Raw genomic sequence first — 16829 nt, forward strand, 5'->3', positions numbered from 1 at the left:
CCCCCCCCCCCCCCCCCCCCCCCCCCCCCCCCCCCCCCCCCCCCCCCCCCCCCCCCCCCCCCCCCCCCCCCCCCCCCCCCCCCCCCCCCCCCCCCCCCCCCCCCCCCCCCCCCCCCCCCCCCGCCACTCCCACCACCCAGCTCCGGAGGGCACCACCGCATGGGCGTCGTCGTCGCGAACTTTGACCTGTTCTGGTCGGGGTTCCTGCGCACCCTGCTGATGAGCGTGGTGGCTGGGGCCGTCGCGCTGCTGCTGGGCACCCTGCTCGCCGGCTTCCGGGTGTCCCCGGTGCCGCCGCTGCGAGCCCTGGGGACCGTGTACGTCAACGTCGTGCGCAACACCCCGCTGACGGCGGTGTTCGTGCTGGTGGTCTTCGGGCTGCCACAGGTCGACATCACCTTCGAGGACTACGTGCTCGCCGCCATCGTGGCGCTGTCGGTGTACACCTCTGCGTTCGTCTGCGAGGTGGTGCGCTCCGGCATCAACTCCGTCTCCGCCGGGCAGGCCGAGGCGGCCCGTGCGCTGGGCCTGACGTTCCGCCAGTCGCTGGGCACCGTGGTGCTGCCGCAGGCCTTCCGTACCGTCGTCCCCCCGCTGGGCAACGTCTGGATCGCCCTGGTGAAGAACACCTCGATCGCCGGCGGCGGCTTCGCCGTCGCCGACATCGCCTTCTACGGCCCCTCCATCATCCGGGACAACCCCGGCAGCGCCCTGTGGGTGTTCGCCGGCGTCGCCTTCTTCTACATGGTGATCACCGTGCCCTCGGCCTACGCGATCTCCGTCGTCGAGCGCCGGACGGCGATCGTCCGATGAGCACCTCGACCACGGTCCTGTTCGACGACCTGGGCCCCCGTGGGCGCGCCCGTGTGCGCGCGGCCACCGTCGGCGGTTTCCTGCTGGTGGCCGCCGTCGTCGCCGTCGTGCTGTGGCGGCTGGGGGTCAACGGCCAGCTGGACGGGCAGCGCTGGGCGATCCTGTTCGACTCCCGGACCGGAGTGCCGCAGCGGCTGTGGGACGGCCTGCTGAACACCCTGGAGGCCGCCGGGTACGCCATGGTGCTGGCCGTCGCGCTGGGCGCCGTGCTCGCCGTGGGACGGCTCTCCGACCACCGGCTGCTCCGGTGGCCGTGCCTGCTGATCGTCGAGTTCTTCCGGGCGGTGCCCCTGGTGGTGCTGCTGCTGTTCCTGCTGCTGGGCGCACCCACGATCGGGCTGGACGTCAGCCGGCTGTGGACGCTGGTCTTCGGGCTGACGCTCTACAACATGGCCGTGCTGAGCGAGATCTTCCGCGCCGGCATCCTGTCGATCGACCGGGGGCAGAGCGAGGCCGCCTACGCGCTGGGCATGCGGAAGACCACCGTGATGACCACGATCCTGGTGCCCCAGGCCGTGCGCCGGATGCTGCCGGCGCTCATCAGCCAGCTCGTGGTGCTGCTGAAGGACACCGCGCTCGGGTTCATCATCGCCTACCCCGAGCTGCTGCAGTCCGCGTCGAACCTGGTCAACTTCTACGGCTCCCGCTACCAGCTGCAGCTCTATGCCGCGGCGGTGGCCGTCTACATCGTGGTGAACCTCCTGCTGTCGCTGCTGGCCACCCGGCTGGAGCGCCGGCTGGGCCGTTCCGCGCGGAGCCCCGCCGGGATCCCCGAGGACACCGACGGAGAGCCGGACGCCGTCGCCGGCCTTCCGCCGGCCCGGGGCTGACGCGTCCGATCCGCCCGATTCGGGGCCGCCTGGTCAGACAGGTCAGACAGCGCCGTAGTCGACGCGACGGCTTGGCAACTCCCGCCGGTAGGACCGGGGTCCCCCGCTGCCGAGAACTGGGACGTGACCGCCTCCCCCCTCGCCGCGAGGTTCGACATGGACTACGACCTGGACCACACCTCGCAGCTGTTCGTGAACCGGCTCCGGACGTCCGCCGCGAACTTCGCCGCCGCCGCCGGCGCCGAGGAGGCGATCGTCCGCGAGGCGGTGCCCCCGGCCCGCCACCGCCGCTCCCGCTGCCGCGTCGTGCTGCGCTACCCCGGCGGCCTGGAGAACGACGTGACCTTCCTGGGACCGGTCGTCTCCCCGGACCTGGGCAAGTACCTGTCGATGTCGGAGTTCGACGCCTCCATCGAGCGGTGGCTGAGCTCGGGCCAGCAGCGCAGCCGCCGCTGGCTGGTGCCGGACGACGAGGCCGCCGACGGCGTCGCGGTCGACGTGACGGCCTGGCTGGACCGCGCCCCCGGCGCGTTCGTGCCGCGCCCGCGCTGACCCGTCGTGTCCGACTCCGCGAGGGGGCGGATCCGGGCACCACGCACGCACTGCGAGCGTCTGACTGCGCGGGGCCGGTGCGACGTCCTGGACGTCGCACCGGCCCCGGCGGCGTTCGCGGCACCGCTCACCCGCCGGAGCCGCCCCCGCCGAGCATCCAGCTGCTCTTGTTGACCGCCCCGCGGGTGTCGGGCGCCTGGTTCTCCGCGCCCGCGCCGCGACCCGGCGGGTCGTTGCTCGGATGTTCCGGCTCGGACATCCGCTCCCAGCGGCGCCGGCGGCTCCCCACGTAGAGGACCGATGCGACCACCACTGCGACGGCGAGCAGCACGAGGACCCACTCCACAGACGACCTCCGTTCGACGGCCCACCGGCGGGGCTCCTGTGGAACATGCCCCGCGACGTCGACGGGAACCGCCCGCGGGCGTCAGGGGAGGGAGTCCTCCCAGACGTCGCCCGGCCGGGCGGCGCGACGGCCGAGCCCACGCACCTGCCCCTCCCCCACCTCAGGGCCGGCGGACGGGCCCCCGTCGTCCGCATCGGCCGTGAGGTCGTCGAGCCGTTCGTCCTCGGCCAGCAGTTCGGCGGCGAGCGTGTCCAGCGCTTCCCGGACCACGTAGCCGGCCAGTCCACCGCCGTAGCCCTTCCGGGCCAGCATGCCGACCAGCCGGCGCTCGGCGGTGACCCGGTCCAACCGGCGCATCGACGGCAGCTTCCGCTCGACCAGCCTGCGCGCGGCGTCCCACTCGTCCTGCGGGTCGACCTCGGCGACCGCCGCAGCGGCCACCTCGTCGTCCACGCCCTTGGCGCGGAGCTCCGCAGCGAGCGCTCGGCGGGCCAGCCCTCGGCCCGACTGCCGTGAGGTCACCCAGGCGGCGGCGAACGCCGCATCGTCGATCAGCCCGACCTCGGTGAACCGGTCGAGCACCGCCGCGGCCGCCTCGTCGGGGATCTCGCGCTTGGCCAGCAGGTCGGCGAGCTGCTTGCGGGTTCTCGACGCACCGGTGAGGGCGCGCAGGCAGATCGCGCGGGCAGCCTGCTCCGGGTCACCCAGATCGTCCTCCGCGCGCCCCGGAGCGTCGTCACCCCCCGAGCGACGACGCTCGGCTCGGGGGCGCCGCGCCCCCTGGTCATCTCCTCCCGACCAGCCGCCGGCCGACCGTCCGGAACGACGACGGCCGGCGCGGCGGGTCTCCCCGCCGGCCGGCCGTGCGCGCTCCTCGGCCGGCCCGTCGCTGGTGAACAGCGATTCGGACACGGCGGGGATCAGAAGTCGGCCGGGACAGCGGCCTCGACCGGGGCATCGAGCGGCGCACCGATGCCGAGCTTCTCCTTGATCTTCTTCTCGATCTCGTCGGCGAGGTCGGGGTTGTCGCGCAGGAAGTTGCGGGCGTTCTCCTTGCCCTGGCCCAGCTGGTCGCCCTCGTAGGTGTACCAAGCGCCGGACTTGCGGACGAAGCCCTGCTCCACGCCCATGTCGATGAGGCCGCCCTCGCGGCTGAAGCCGTGACCCCAGAGCAGGTCGAGCTCGGCCTGCTTGAACGGGGCGGCGACCTTGTTCTTGACGATCTTCACCCGGACCCGGCTGCCGACCGCCTCGGTGCCCTGCTTGAGGGTCTCGATGCGGCGGACGTCGAGGCGGACCGAGGCGTAGAACTTCAGCGCCCGGCCACCGGTGGTGACCTCCGGCGAGCCGTAGACCACGCCGACCTTCTCGCGCAGCTGGTTGATGAAGATCGCGGTGGTGCCGGAGTTGTTCAGCGCACCGGTGATCTTCCGCAGCGCCTGGCTCATCAGCCGGGCCTGCAGACCGACGTGGCTGTCACCCATCTCGCCCTCGATCTCGGCGCGGGGCACGAGCGCCGCGACCGAGTCGATGACGATGACGTCGAGCGCGCCGGAGCGGATCAGCATGTCGGCGATCTCGAGCGCCTGCTCACCGGTGTCGGGCTGGCTGACCAGCAGCGCGTCGGTGTCGACACCGATCGCCCGGGCGTACTCGGGGTCGAGCGCGTGCTCGGCGTCGATGAAGGCCGCGATGCCGCCGGCGGCCTGGGCGTTGGCCACCGCGTGCAGGGCGACCGTCGTCTTGCCGGAGGCCTCGGGGCCGTACACCTCGACGACCCGGCCGCGGGGCAGACCGCCGATGCCGAGGGCGATGTCGAGGGCGACCGAGCCGGTCGGGATGACCTTCATGGCGATCTCGGGCGAGTCGCCGAGGCGCATGACCGAGCCCTTGCCGAACTGCTTGTCGATCTGGGCGAGGGCCATGTCGAGGGCCTTGTCGCGGTCCAGGGTTGCTGCCATGGTGGCCACCTTCGGGTGTCGCTGTGCGCTGTCTGCGGGTCGTCGCCGACGCTAGGGCGGGGGTCTGACAGTTTCGCCGGGCCGACGTCATCTGTGGACGAGCACCGGACCTGTGGACACGGTAGACCGAACAGGTGTTCGAAGCCAGCGACACGCCGTCCGCCCGTCCCACGCGCCCCACCGGCCGGGGCCGGCATCGCTCAGCGGGCGGAGCGCGCCTCGTCCGCCGCGGCCCGGGCTGCGTGCACGGCCGGCATCCGGCCCTCGACGAACTCGATGAGCGCCAGCAGGTGCGGCACCAGCTGCTCCCCGGCGTCGGTGAGCCGGTACTCCACGTGCGGCGGGATCGACGAGCGCACCTCGCGGTGCACCCACCCGTCGCGCTCGAGGGTCTGCAGGCTCTGGGCCAGCATCTTCTCGCTGACCCCCTCGATCCGGCGGCGCAGCTCGCCGAACCGGTGCGGGGACTCGGCCAGTGCCGAGAGCGCCAGCAGCGACCACTTCCCGGTGACGTGCTCGAGGGCCTCGCGCGAGGTGCAGGCACGCCGGAAGACGTCCGCGACCAGCTGCTCGACCGTCTGCTCCACGGAACCCCTCCCCTCCGGTGCCGCCTGCGAGTGTACGGTGCGACCGACCTGTACTAACTATTGGTTAGTACCAGCCGCGCAGCACCCATCCCTCGGAGGGCCCCTTGATCACCGTCACCGGAGCCAGTGGCCACCTCGGCCGGCTCGTCGTCCTCGGCCTCCTCGACGCGGGCGTGCCCGCCACCGAGGTCGTCGCCGTCGTGCGCACCCCCGCCAAGGCCGCCGACCTCGCCGACCGCGGCGTGCAGGTCCGCCAGGCCGACTACGCCGACCCGGCCGCCCTGGAGGCGGCCCTGCAGGGCACCGACCGGCTGCTGCTGGTCTCCGGCAGCGAGGTGGGGCAGCGCGTCGCCCAGCACGGCAACGTCCTGCAGGCGGCGAAGGCGGCCGGCGTGCAGCTGGTCGTCTACACCAGCGCGACGCGGGCCGACGACACCCCGCTGCCGCTGGCCCCCGAGCACATCGCCACCGAGCGGCTCATCGCCGAGGCCGGCATCCCCGCCGTCGTGCTGCGGAACAACTGGTACCTGGAGAACTACGACCAGCAGATCCAGCAGGCGGCCGGCACCGGGGAGCTGACCGGCAGCTCCGGCAGCGGGCGCATCGCCGCCGCCACCCGGGCGGACTACGCGGCCGGTGCGGTCGCCGTCCTCACCGCCGACCAGCCGGAGACCGGCGTGCTGGAACTGGGCGGGGACGAGGCGTTCAGCCTCGCCGACCTCGCCGCGGTCGTCGCGGCGCAGACCGGCCACGAGGTCGTCTACCGGGACCTCGGCCCCGAGGAGCACCTGCGCACGCTGACCGAGGCGGGGCTGCCCGAGGCCACCGCCGGGTTCGTCGTGGCGCTGGACCAGGCGATCGCCCAGGGGGCGCTGGACACCGGCAGCACCGACCTGCACCGGCTGATCGGCCGGGCCCCGACGACCCTGGAGCAGTACGCCCGCACCGTCCTGGGCAGCTGACCCGACGGCGTCCCGCCGGTGGTCCTCAGCGGTCCTTCGGCGGGACGTCGTAGGCCTTGCAGATCTCCAGCCAGACGGTGCGCACCGGCACCCCGGCCTCGATCGCCTCGATCGCCGTCCGGCCACCGAGCGGGCCGAACGAGTGGTCTCGGGCGACGCTCTGCGACCGCATCGAGCCGAACTGCTGCTCCATCCGGGACCAGAACTCCTGCAGGCGCACAGCGAGCACGGTACCCACCGCCGCCGTCCGGCCTACCCTCGGCGCATGGTCCCGAGCACCGGTTCCCCGACCTGGGACACGATCCTGGAGATCGCCATCGTGTGCGCACTCGTCGCCTGGCTGGTCCTGCTGTGGCGGAGCTACCGGAACCGGCGCTGATCCACCCACACCACGACCAGCGGGACGACGAGCCCGGCGCTGACCGCCGCGACCAGCCCGAAGCCCCCGCCCGCCAGCAGCGGCCCCCCGATCGCCCCGGCCAGCGCTGCGCCGAGGCCCATCAGCAGATCGGTGGCCCCCTGGGCGGCGGGGCGCACATCGTCGGTGACCGACTCCGTCACCAGCGTCGAGCCGGCCACCAGACCGCACGACCAGCCCACCCCCAGCAGGAACAGCCCGACGCCCAGCTGCCAGGCCGCTCCCGGCGGTGCGGTGCCGGCCACCAGCGCCGCGAGCAGCAGCAGGGCGCCGCCCAGCGCCACGGTCGCCGAACGGCCGAACCGGTCGGCCAGCCAGCCGACCACCGGGGAGAACAGGTACATCCCGGCCACGTGCACGCTGATCACCAGGCCGATCACCCGGAGCGTGGTGCCGTCGGCGTGCTCGCCGCCCGCGCCCATGTGCACCGGGGTCATGACCATCAGGCCGACCATCACCGAGTGCGCGACGACGACGGCGGTGACCCCGAGCCGCCCGTCCGGCGTGGCCCAGACCGCGCGCAGGGCACCGATCGCGCCGGCCCGGGGCACAGGCCCGACGGCGGGCGCGGTCGCGGCGAGGCGCCGGGCCAGCAGCAGCGGGTCGGGCCGCAGCAGGACCAGGACCCCCAGGACGACGGCGACGAACACGACGACCGGCAGCACGAACGCGCCACCGAGCGCGGGCAGGCCCAGGGCCCGGCCGAGGTCGTCCCCGGGACCGGCCAGGTTCGGCCCGAGCACCGAGCCGATCGTGGTCGCCCAGACGACCAGGGACAGCGCGCGGCCGCGGTGCTCGGGCTCGGCCAGGTCCGCGGCGGCGTACCGCGCCTGCAGCCCGCTGGTCGTGGCGGCCCCGAAGAGGAAGAGCCCGGCCAGGAGCAGGGCCAGCGACGACAGCGCGGCCGCGGCGAGGACCACCAGCGCGCCGAGCACGGCGACGGCGTAGCCGAGGGCGAGGCCCGCCCGGCGGCCGGCGCGGTCGCTGACCCGGGCCAGCGGCACGGCGATCAGCGCCGCGCCCAGCACGCTCGCGGTCTGCCCCAGGCCGGCCGCGGCGTCGCTGCCGGCGACCTCCCGGGCGAGCAGGCCACCGACGGTGATGCCGACGGTCACCCCGAGTCCACCCAGCGCGACTGCGCCGGAGAGGACGGCGACCGTGCGGCGCTGCACGGCCGCCCGGTCCGGGATCGTCGTCGGCGCGGTCACGGCGGCGAGTGTGCCGCAGCCTCCGGCCGGCGCGGGGCGGAGACCTCCGGCTCAGGCCGCCCGGTGGACCACGCGGCAGCGGTACCGCGGCTTGATCTCCCCGTTGACGTAGCGCCCGATGCTGGCCGACTCCAGCATCGCGAGCGCTTCCTCCGGCGGGACGTCGAGGTAGTCGTAGACCCCGCCGCCGGCGAACTCGATCTCCAGCACCCGGTGGTCGAGGTCGTAGCCCACCGACCGCACGCTGGACGACTGCACGTGCGCCCGCTCCATCGGTCCTCCTGAACCACAGCGGCGTAGTTCCACCAGTGTGATCCCGCCCGGGTCCGTCGACAAACCCTCATGTCGACTCGTCGACCCCCCGGCCCGCGCGGCCATCGCGCCGGACCGGGACGGCTGCTCGGTCTCCCACTCGCGCCGGCAGCTCGTCGAGGCCCGGCGGCCCGGCTGGGAGCTCCCGGACGGGGCGTCCGCGCCGGGGGACGGCGAACTGTCGTACCCGCGGGGAGACTGGAGCCGTGTCCGCCCTCGAGCGCTTCTCCACGCCCACCCAGGCGTGGTTCACCGGCGCGTTCGCCGGCCCGACACCGGCCCAGGAGGGCGCCTGGTCGGCGATCAGCAGCGGCGAGCACGCGCTGGTGGTGGCCCCCACCGGTTCGGGCAAGACGCTCGCGGCGTTCCTCTGGTCGCTGGACCGGCTGGCCGCCACCCCGCCGCCCGACGAACCGCTGGCCCGTTGCCGGGTGCTCTACGTGTCCCCGCTGAAGGCGCTCGCGGTCGACGTCGAGCGCAACCTGCGCGCACCGCTGACCGGCATCGGGCAGGCGGCCGCGCGGCTGGGGCTGCCGCGGCCGGAGATCAGCGTCGGCGTCCGCTCCGGTGACACCCCGGCCGACGAGCGGCGCAGCTTCGCCCGCCGGCCGCCGGACATCCTGATCACCACCCCCGAGTCGCTGTTCCTGCTGCTGACCAGCCAGGCGCGTGAGGCGCTGCGCGGGGTCGAGACGGTGATCCTCGACGAGGTGCACGCCGTCTGCGGCACCAAGCGCGGCGCGCACCTCGCGGTCTCCCTCGACCGGCTCGACGAGCTGCTCGAGCGCCCGGCTCAACGGATCGGGCTGTCGGCCACCGTGCGCCCGATCGAGGAGGTCTCCACCTTCCTGGCCGGCGGCCGACCGGTGCAGGTGGTCGCGCCGCCGGCGAGCAAGCAGTGGGACCTGTCGGTCGTCGTCCCGGTGGAGGACATGTCCCAGCTGGGGCAGCCCACCGGTGAGCTGGAGGGCTCGGCGGCGGGCAACCAGCCACGGACGTCGATCTGGCCGGCGGTCGAGGAGCGGGTGCTCGACCTGATCGAGGCCCACCGCAGCACCATCGTCTTCGCGAACTCCCGCCGGCTGGCCGAGCGGCTCACCAGCCGGCTCAACGAGCTGCACCACGAGCGGACGACGGGCGAGCCGTTGCCGCACGGGGCGAACCCGGCGCAGCTGATGGCCCAGGCGGGTGCCGGTGGTGGGCTCCCGCCCGAGGTCCGCCCGATCGCCGCCGCGCACCACGGCTCGGTCTCCCGGGAGCAGCGGGCGGTCACCGAGGAGGCACTGAAGTCGGGCCGGCTGCCCGCCGTCGTCGCCACCTCGTCGCTGGAGCTGGGCATCGACATGGGCGCCGTCGACCTGGTGGTGCAGGTCGAGTCCCCGCCCACCGTGGCGTCGGGGTTGCAGCGGGTGGGCCGCGCCGGGCACCAGGTCGGCGCGGTCAGCGAGGGCGTCATCTTCCCCAAGTTCCGCGGCGACCTGGTGCAGAGCGCCGTCGTCGCCGAGCGGATGCGCGCCGGGGCCATCGAGTCCACCCGCTACCTGCGCAACCCGCTGGACGTGCTGGCGCAGCAGATCGTGGCGATGGTGTCCGAGCGGCCGCGCACGGTCGAGGAGGTGGCCGGGGTGCTCCGCCGGTCGGCGGCGTTCGCCTCGCTGCCCGACTCCGCGCTGCACGCGGTCCTGGACATGCTGGCCGGCCGCTACCCCTCCGACGCCTTCGCCGAGCTGCGGCCGCGCCTGACCTGGGACCGGGTCACCGACACCCTCACCGCCCGGGCCGGCGCCCAGCGGCTGGCGGTCACCAGCGGCGGCACCATCCCCGACCGCGGGCTGTTCGGGGTCTTCCTCGTCTCCGGCGCCGGTGAGACCGGGGGCAAGCGGGTCGGCGAGCTCGACGAGGAGATGGTCTACGAGTCCCGGGTGGGCGACGTCTTCCTGCTGGGCTCCTCCTCCTGGCGGATCGAGGAGATCACCCACGACCGGGTGCTGGTCAGCCCCGCTCCGGGGCTGCCCGGGAAGATGCCGTTCTGGCACGGTGACACGCTCGGCCGACCGCTGGAGCTCGGTCGCGCGCTGGGCGCGTTCCTGCGCGAGGTCGGCTCCGCGACCCCCGAGGCCGGTGCGGAGCGCGCCCGGGCCGCGGGTCTCGACGAGTGGGGCGCGGCCAACCTGCTCGCGTACCTGGCCGAGCAGAAGCAGGCGACCGGGCACCTGCCCGACGACCGCACGATGCTGGTCGAACGGTTCCGCGACGAGCTCGGCGACTGGCGGCTGGTCGTCCACTCCCCGTTCGGGGCGCAGGTCAACGCCCCCTGGGCGCTGGTGCTCGCCGCCCGGCTGCGCGAGCGCTACGGGGTCGACGTCGCCTCGATGCACTCCGACGACGGCATCGTGCTGCGGCTGCCCGACACCACCGGCGAGGCACCCGAGGCCGACCTGGCGATCCTCGACCCGGACGACGTGGAACGGGAGGTGACCGCCGAGGTCGGCAACTCGGCGCTGTTCGCCAGCCGGTTCCGCGAGTGCGCCGCGCGGGCCCTGCTGCTCCCCCGCCGCGACCCGCGCCGCCGCACACCGCTGTGGCAGCAGCGCCAGCGGGCGGCCCAGCTGCTCTCGGTGGCCAGCGAGTTCTCCTCGTTCCCGATCACCCTCGAGGCGGTCCGGGAGGTGCTGCAGGACGTCTACGACGTGCCCGGGCTGGTCGAGCTGATGCGCGACGTCCGGTCCCGCCGGGTGCGGGTCGTCGACGTGCAGACCCAGACCGCCTCGCCCTTCGCCCAGTCCCTGCTGTTCGGCTACGTCGGGCAGTTCATCTACGAGGGCGACGCACCGCTGGCCGAGCGCCGCGCGCAGGCCCTCGCGCTGGACACCGGCCTGCTGGCCGAGCTGCTGGGCCGCTCCGAGCTGCGCGAGCTGCTGGACGCCGACGCGATGGCCGAGGTGGAGGCCGAGCTCCAGCGGCTGCCGGCCGAGCGGCACCCCCGCGACGTCGACGGCGCCAGCGACCTGCTCCGCGGGCACGGCGCCCACACCGTCGCCGAGGCCGCGTCCCGCGGGGTGCCGGCCGAGTGGCTGGCCGAGCTGGTCGCCTCCCGCCGGGCGATCGTGGTGCGCATCGCCGGCGAGGAGCGGCACGTGGCGATCGAGGACGCCGGGCGGCTGCGCGACGCGCTGGGCACCGCGCTGCCGGTCGGCGTGCCCGAGGCGTTCACCGAGCCGGTGGCCGATCCCCTCGGTGACCTCGTCGGCCGCTACGCCCGCACGCACGGGCCCTTCGTGCCGGCCGACGTCGCCACCCGCCTGGGGCTGGGCGTCGCCGTCGTGACCGCCACCCTGCAGCGCCTGGTCGGCACCGGACGGCTGGTGACCGGCGAGTTCCGGCCCGGCGGCGTCGGCCAGGAGTGGTGCGACGCGGACGTGCTGCGGTCGATCCGGCGACGGTCACTGGCCAAGCTGCGTCAGGAGGTGGAGCCGGTGCCGGTCGACACCCTGGCCCGGTTCACCCCGTCCTGGCAGTCGGTGGGCGGCCGGACGCGCGGGGTCGACGGCGTCCTGGCCGTCGTCGAGCAGCTGGCCGGGGCGCTGGTGCCGGCGTCGGCGCTGGAGTCGCTGGTGCTGCCCTCACGGGTGCGTGACTACTCCCCCGCCATGCTCGACGAGCTGACCAGCGCCGGCGAGGTGCTCTGGGCCGGCGCCGGTGGGCTCGCCGGTGGCGACGGGTGGGTCACCCTGGTGCCGGCCGACCTCGCCCCGCTGCTGCTGCCCGAGCCGCCCGGTGGCGCGCAGGTCGAGGGTGGAGTGGCCCAGCAGGTGCTCGAGGAGCTGGCCGGCGGGCAGGCGCTGTTCTTCCGGTCGCTGTCGGACCGGGTCGGGTCCACCGACGACCAGGCGCTCGCCGAAGTGGTGTGGGACCTGGTCTGGAGCGGGGCGCTGACCAACGACACGCTCGCCCCGCTGCGCGTCCGACTGGCCGGCGGCGGCGCGCACCGCAAGGCGCCGGCCGCACCCCGCGCCCGGCTGGACCGCACCCGGTACGGGCGCACCCGGGTGGGCCGCCCGGCGATGCCCAGCCGCACCGGTCCACCGGCGATGGCCGGGCGCTGGTCGGCGCTGCCGGAACTGGAGTCCAACGCCACCAAGCGGACCACCGCGCGCGCCGAGGCGCTGCTCGAACGGCACGGGGTGCTCACCCGCGGCGCGGTGCAGGCCGAGCAGGTGGTCGGCGGGTTCTCCGCGGTCTACCCGGTGCTGCGCGCCTTCGAGGAGAACGGCCGCGCCCGGCGCGGCTACTTCGTCGAGACCCTCGGCGCGGCGCAGTTCGGCACGTCGGGCTCGGTCGACCGGTTGCGCAGCTTCGCCAGCCCCGACCGGGCGCCGGCCGGGCCGGTGGTGCTCGCCGCGACCGACCCGGCCAACGTCTACGGCGCGGCGCTCCCCTGGCCCGAGCGGCCCACCGGCGACCGGGACGCCGTCGACCGGGACGCCGTCGACCGGGACGCCGTCGACCTCGGAGAGGGCACCGGATCACGCCGCAGCGGCCACCGGGCCGGCCGCAAGGCGGGCGCCCTGGTGGTGCTGGTCGACGGTGAGCTGGTGCTCTACGTCGAGCGCGGCGGCAAGACGCTGCTGTCCTGGACCGACGAGGAGACGGTGCTCAAGGAGGCAGCCACGGCGCTGTCCGGGGCCGTCGCCTCCGGGGCCCTGGGCCGGATGACGGTGCAGAAGGCCGACGGCGCCTCGGTGCACGAGGCCACCGTCCTCTCCGCCGCCCTGCAGGCGGCCGGCTTCGCCGCCACCCCACGGGGCCTCCGCCTGCGCGGGTGAACATCGAACCCCGGTGCCCCACGATCAGTCACGTCGCGGGCCACGGGGTTCGCGCGTGCCGGTCCAGTCCGGCGGAGCCCTGGCCGCGTCAGCTGCGGCGGGAGCCCTGCAGCCAGGGGGCGAGCCAACGGCTCAGCCGCGGCATGAGCACGCGCAGCGCCGTCACGACGTAGACCGCGGACAGCAGCAGCCGCAGCGGCCACGGCCAGTCGCCGACGAACGGCACGGCGAGCAGCTGGAACGTGCTGGTGAACAGCAGCACGACCGCGACGGTCAGCAGCCAGCTGCGCCACACCGGACCGGGGCGCGGCGGCACCGCGAAGAACGTCTGCAATCCCACGGAGCGGGCCACCCGCTCGTCCTCGACGAGCCGGTGCACGCGGTCGAGCGCTTCCCGTCGCTGCGGCGACCGCTCCCAGTCGGCGAGCGACTCGTCGTCGGCGAACCGGTAGACCAGGTGGTACTCGTCACTGGCCGGTCCGGGTCGCAGCAGCGAGGAGCCCAGGTGCCCCGGGAAGGTCGCGACCAGCTCCTGCACGTCGGCCGCCCACCGTTCGAACGCGTCGTGCTGCTCCGGTCGCACCACCCGGGCCACCGTCACGGTGACCGGCTCGGGAGCCGGTTCCCGGGCGACACCGTTGCCGGTCAGCCGAACGGGCAGGTGCCGCAGTCGCGAGGTCACGTCCACGGTAGGCCCAGCGCCGACGGACCGTCGGCTCTTCCCGCCTGTCGGCCCACTCACAGCAGGCCACCCCGACGGGTGACCCACTGGTCCGTCGGCCGCTGCTGGCGCGTGACCGGGCATGCGCACGCCCCGGCCCGGGTTCTCAGCGGGCATGACCACCATGCGCGCCGTCGGCGCCCTCCGCGGGCTGCCGATCTCCGACCCCGAGTCCCTGATCGACGTCGAGCTACCCGTTCCCGACCTGCGCCCCCGCGACGTGCTCGTCCGGGTGCACGCCGTCTCGGTCAACCCGGTCGACGTCAAGGTCCGCGCCGGCCTGGACCCGCAGCAGACCCCCAAGGTCCTCGGCTACGACGCCGCCGGCGTCGTCGAGGCCGTCGGCAGCGAGGTGCAGACGCTGACCGTCGGCGACGCGGTCTGGTACGCCGGCGACATCACCCGCCCCGGCTCCAACGCCGAGCTGCAGGCCGTCGACGAGCGGATCGTCGCCCGCACGCCGGCGTCGCTCAGCTTCCCGGAGGCCGCGGCGCTCCCGCTCACCACGATCACCGCCTGGGAGTCACTGGTCGACCGCTTCGGCCTGGACTCCTCCTCCACCGGCGACCTCGTGGTGCTGGGCGCGGCCGGCGGGGTCGGCTCGGTCCTGGTCCAGCTGGCCAAGCAGCTGACCTCGGTGCGCGTGCTCGCCGGTGCCGCCCGGCCCGAGTCGCGCGACTGGGTGATCGGGCTGGGCGCGGACGAGGTCGTCGACCACACCCAGCTGGTCACCTCGGTGCTCGCGGTCGCCCCGGACGGCGTGGACCACCTGTTCACGCCGCACTCGGCCGGCAACGTCGAGGCGTTCGCCGCCGTCGTCAAGCCGTTCGGCGACATCGTCGCCATCGACGACCCGGTGGGCCTGGACCTGCTGCCGCTGAAGTCCAAGAGCATCAGCTGGCGCTGGGAACTCATGTTCACCCGGTCCATGTACGGCACGCCCGACCTGGCTGAGCAGGGCCGGATCCTGGCAGAGACCGCCGCCCTCGTCGACGCCGGCGCCGTCCGCAGCACACTGACCACGACGATCGACGACTTCAGCGCCGCCGGTCTGCGGGAGGCGCACCGCCTGCTGGAGACCGGGCGAACCATCGGCAAGGTCGTCGTCCACCGCTGAGGCCCGCTGGGGTCCGCCGGGCCGGGAGGACCCGGGCTGCGCTGACCGGGCGGATCCGAGCGACGTCGGGGGATCATGGACAGGTGCCCGAGGGAGACACCGTCTGGCTGGCCAGCCAGCGGATGAACACCGCGCTGGCCGGGGCCACGCTTCGCCGTGGCGAGCTGCGGGTGCCGCAGCTCGCCAGCGTCGACCTGACCGGGGCCACCGTCACCGAGGTGGTGCCGCGCGGCAAGCACATGCTGATCCGCTTCGCGGACGGTCGCACGCTGCGCACCCACTACCGGATGGACGGCAGCTGGCACGTCTACCGGCCCGGCGCGACGTGGCGCGGAGGTCCGGCGTTCGCCGTCCGGGCGGTGCTCACCACCGACGAGTGGGAGTGCGTGGGCTACCGGCTGCACGACATGACGCTGGTGCCCACCGCCGACGAGGCGCAGCTGGTGGGCCACCTGGGCCCCGACGTCCTCGGGCCGGACTGGGACCTCGACGAGGCGGTGCGCAGGCTGCGCAGCCACCCCGACGAGCAGATCGGCGTCGCCCTGCTCGACCAGCGCAACCTGGCCGGGATCGGCAACCTCTACAAGGTCGAGTCGCTGTTCCTCGCCGGGGTGCACCCGTGGACGCGCGTGGCCGACGTCCCGGACCTGGCCGGCCTGGTCACCCGGGCCCGCACGTTGATGCAGGCCAACAAGCACCACCCCGAGCAGAGCACCACCGGCAGCACCCGGCGCGGCGAGGTCCACTGGGTCGCCGGCCGCAAGGGCCGCCCCTGCCGGCGCTGCGGCACCACCATCCTGCTGGGCGACCAGGGGCCCGACACCCAGGAGCGGGTGACCTGGTGGTGCCCCCGCTGCCAGGCCGCGCGCAGCCCCATCGCCCCGGCCGCCCGCACCGGCGAGCGCGACCACCCGCCGACGCTGGCCGGCCGCTGAACGACGGAGCCCCGTCGTCCACGTGGACGACGGGGCTCCGTTCCCGGCCGCCCTCCAGGGCCCCGCGCCGAGCCTGCCAGGCGTGGGGAGGAGGGTGGCCCTTCTACTGCTCGGGCCGCTCGGCCGGCTGGGCGGCCGGCTGCTGCTCCGCGGCGGGCACGGCACCGGTGCCCTGCTCGATGGCCGCGGCCTGCTCACCGCCGGTGACCGCCTGCTGGCCGCCGCCCCCCACGGCCTGCTGCCCGCCCATCGAGGCACGGATCTCGGCGAGCCGGGAGGAGCCGGCGACGTCCAGCGTCGCCTTCTGCACGTCGAGCATCCGGCCCTCGACGGAGTCCTGCGCCAGCTCCGCCTGACCGAGCGCATTGGCGTAGCGGGCCTCGATCTTGTCCCGGACCTCGCCGAGGCTCGGGGTGTTGCCCGGCGCGGACAGCTCGTTGACCTGCCGCAGCGAGTCCGAGACCCGCTCCTGCATCTTCGCCTGCTCCAGCTGGGACAGCAGCTTGGTGCGCTCGGCGAGGGTGGTCTGCAGCCGCATGCGGCTGGTCTCCACGGCACCCTTGGCCTGCTCGGCGGCCTGGAGCGCCTCGTCGTGGCTGCGCTTGAGGTCCTCCATCGCCTGCTCGGCGCTGACCAGCTGGGTGGCGAACGCCTGCGCCGCCTGCTCGTACTCGGCGGCCTTGGCAGCGTCACCGGCAGCGCGGGACTGGTCGGCCAGGACGAGCGCCTGCCGGGCGGAGGCCTGCATCTGCTCGACCTCGCTCAGCTGCCGGTTCAGGCGCATCTCCAGCTGACGCTGGTTGCCCAGGACAGCCGCGGCCTGGTTGGCCAGCGCCTGGTGCCGCTGCTGCTCCGCCTCGATGGCCTGGGCGATCTGGACCTTGGGGTCTGCACGCTGGTCGATCTGCTGGTTGGCCGACGCCGTCAGGTACTTCCACAACTTCACGAACGGGTTGGGCATGGTTCCTCCTGTCCGGCGCACCGGTCCACCGGGCGGCGGATGGTGCGGCACGGGCGACGTCGTCGTCGATCATCGTCCCAGTCGGTCGCGGAGGTCAGCCACCGCAGGCCCCCGGGCGTCGTGCCACCTGGTCCGGGCTCATCGCAGAGATGAGCCCGGACCGGCCCCGCTGCAGGGTCCCGCGCCGAGCGTGCGAGGCGTGGGGGGCGTGGGGGGGGCA

Annotated in this window: 16 protein-coding genes; 7 read left to right on the forward strand and 9 right to left on the reverse strand. The window is 74.6% G+C overall.

Annotation, left to right across the window (positions count from 1 at the left end):
• Positions 1-159 precede the first annotated feature (159 nt).
• From ACI783_RS15115 to ACI783_RS15125, 3 genes are all read left to right on the forward strand, one after another.
• Complete coding sequence (locus ACI783_RS15115; RefSeq protein ID WP_457141204.1) at positions 160-813, forward strand: amino acid ABC transporter permease; 654 nt, start codon at positions 160-162, stop codon at positions 811-813.
• On the forward strand, positions 810-1703 hold the full coding sequence (locus tag ACI783_RS15120; RefSeq protein WP_457141205.1) for an amino acid ABC transporter permease: 894 nt from the start codon (positions 810-812) through the stop codon (positions 1701-1703). The genes ACI783_RS15115 and ACI783_RS15120 overlap by 4 nt, the downstream gene beginning before the upstream one ends.
• 123 nt (positions 1704-1826) lie before the next feature.
• Positions 1827-2255 (forward strand): hypothetical protein, encoded by a 429-nt coding sequence (locus ACI783_RS15125; protein ID WP_457141206.1) that lies wholly within the window; start codon positions 1827-1829, stop codon positions 2253-2255.
• A 127-nt stretch (positions 2256-2382) separates the two neighbouring features.
• Here ACI783_RS15125 and ACI783_RS15130 read toward each other — a convergent pair whose 3' ends face one another.
• The 4 genes from ACI783_RS15130 to ACI783_RS15145 form a co-directional block, all read right to left on the reverse strand.
• On the reverse strand, positions 2383-2601 hold the full coding sequence (locus ACI783_RS15130) for a hypothetical protein (protein ID WP_457084972.1): 219 nt from the start codon (positions 2599-2601) through the stop codon (positions 2383-2385).
• Between the two features lie 81 nt (positions 2602-2682).
• Complete coding sequence (locus ACI783_RS15135; protein WP_457141207.1) at positions 2683-3513, reverse strand: regulatory protein RecX; 831 nt, start codon at positions 3511-3513, stop codon at positions 2683-2685.
• A gap of 8 nt (positions 3514-3521) precedes the next feature.
• Positions 3522-4562 (reverse strand): recombinase RecA, encoded by a 1041-nt coding sequence (gene recA / locus ACI783_RS15140; protein WP_457141208.1) that lies wholly within the window; start codon positions 4560-4562, stop codon positions 3522-3524.
• Between the two features lie 200 nt (positions 4563-4762).
• On the reverse strand, positions 4763-5149 hold the full coding sequence (locus ACI783_RS15145; RefSeq protein WP_457141209.1) for a winged helix-turn-helix transcriptional regulator: 387 nt from the start codon (positions 5147-5149) through the stop codon (positions 4763-4765).
• Between the two features lie 104 nt (positions 5150-5253).
• Here ACI783_RS15145 and ACI783_RS15150 point away from each other — a divergent pair, with 104 nt between their 5' ends.
• Positions 5254-6111, forward strand: coding sequence for an NmrA family NAD(P)-binding protein (locus ACI783_RS15150; protein ID WP_457141210.1), 858 nt, complete (start codon positions 5254-5256; stop codon positions 6109-6111).
• Positions 6112-6136: 25 nt separating this feature from the next.
• Here ACI783_RS15150 and ACI783_RS15155 read toward each other — a convergent pair whose 3' ends face one another.
• The 3 genes from ACI783_RS15155 to ACI783_RS15165 all read right to left on the reverse strand — a co-directional run bounded on the left by ACI783_RS15155 (position 6137) and on the right by ACI783_RS15165 (position 8010).
• Entirely contained in the window at positions 6137-6331 is a 195-nt protein-coding gene (locus ACI783_RS15155) for a DUF3046 domain-containing protein (protein WP_457141211.1), read from the reverse strand.
• 140 nt (positions 6332-6471) lie between these two features.
• Positions 6472-7737, reverse strand: a complete 1266-nt coding sequence (locus ACI783_RS15160; RefSeq protein WP_457141212.1) for an MFS transporter — start codon at positions 7735-7737, stop codon at positions 6472-6474.
• A 51-nt stretch (positions 7738-7788) separates the two neighbouring features.
• Positions 7789-8010: a KTSC domain-containing protein gene (locus tag ACI783_RS15165; protein ID WP_457141213.1), complete on the reverse strand. Its 222-nt coding sequence runs from the start codon at positions 8008-8010 to the stop codon at positions 7789-7791.
• Between the two features lie 245 nt (positions 8011-8255).
• On the opposite strand from ACI783_RS15165, the gene ACI783_RS15170 reads away from it, so the two are divergent.
• The gene (locus ACI783_RS15170; RefSeq protein ID WP_457141214.1) at positions 8256-12875 is read left to right on the forward strand and encodes an ATP-dependent helicase; all 4620 of its coding nucleotides are present in this window, start codon (positions 8256-8258) and stop codon (positions 12873-12875) included.
• Between the two features lie 88 nt (positions 12876-12963).
• Here the strand turns inward: ACI783_RS15170 and ACI783_RS15175 are convergent, their stop codons facing one another.
• Positions 12964-13557 (reverse strand): antibiotic biosynthesis monooxygenase, encoded by a 594-nt coding sequence (locus ACI783_RS15175; RefSeq protein WP_457141215.1) that lies wholly within the window; start codon positions 13555-13557, stop codon positions 12964-12966.
• Positions 13558-13711: 154 nt separating this feature from the next.
• Between ACI783_RS15175 and ACI783_RS15180 the strand changes: the two genes are divergently transcribed.
• Positions 13712-14713 carry a zinc-binding alcohol dehydrogenase family protein gene (locus tag ACI783_RS15180; protein ID WP_457141216.1) on the forward strand — a complete coding sequence of 334 codons (1002 nt, stop codon included), beginning with the start codon at positions 13712-13714 and terminating at the stop codon, positions 14711-14713.
• An 83-nt stretch (positions 14714-14796) separates the two neighbouring features.
• Positions 14797-15648, forward strand: a complete 852-nt coding sequence (locus ACI783_RS15185) for an Fpg/Nei family DNA glycosylase (protein WP_457141217.1) — start codon at positions 14797-14799, stop codon at positions 15646-15648.
• A 103-nt stretch (positions 15649-15751) separates the two neighbouring features.
• Here ACI783_RS15185 and ACI783_RS15190 read toward each other — a convergent pair whose 3' ends face one another.
• Positions 15752-16609 carry a PspA/IM30 family protein gene (locus ACI783_RS15190; RefSeq protein ID WP_457141218.1) on the reverse strand — a complete coding sequence of 286 codons (858 nt, stop codon included), beginning with the start codon at positions 16607-16609 and terminating at the stop codon, positions 15752-15754.
• Between the last annotated feature and the right edge of the window lie 220 nt (positions 16610-16829).

It is taken from the genome of Modestobacter sp. SYSU DS0511 (assembly GCF_054050755.1).

Coding starts and splice junctions, on each gene's coding strand:
- ACI783_RS15190 (WP_457141218.1), bottom strand. CDS start 16,609: ATGCCCAACCCGTTCGTGAAGTTGTGGAAGTACCTGACGGCGTCGGCC.
- ACI783_RS15120 (WP_457141205.1), top strand. CDS start 810: ATGAGCACCTCGACCACGGTCCTGTTCGACGACCTGGGCCCCCGTGGG.
- ACI783_RS15180 (WP_457141216.1), top strand. CDS start 13,712: ATGACCACCATGCGCGCCGTCGGCGCCCTCCGCGGGCTGCCGATCTCC.
- ACI783_RS15115 (WP_457141204.1), top strand. CDS start 160: ATGGGCGTCGTCGTCGCGAACTTTGACCTGTTCTGGTCGGGGTTCCTG.
- ACI783_RS15165 (WP_457141213.1), bottom strand. CDS start 8,010: ATGGAGCGGGCGCACGTGCAGTCGTCCAGCGTGCGGTCGGTGGGCTAC.
- recA (WP_457141208.1), bottom strand. CDS start 4,562: ATGGCAGCAACCCTGGACCGCGACAAGGCCCTCGACATGGCCCTCGCC.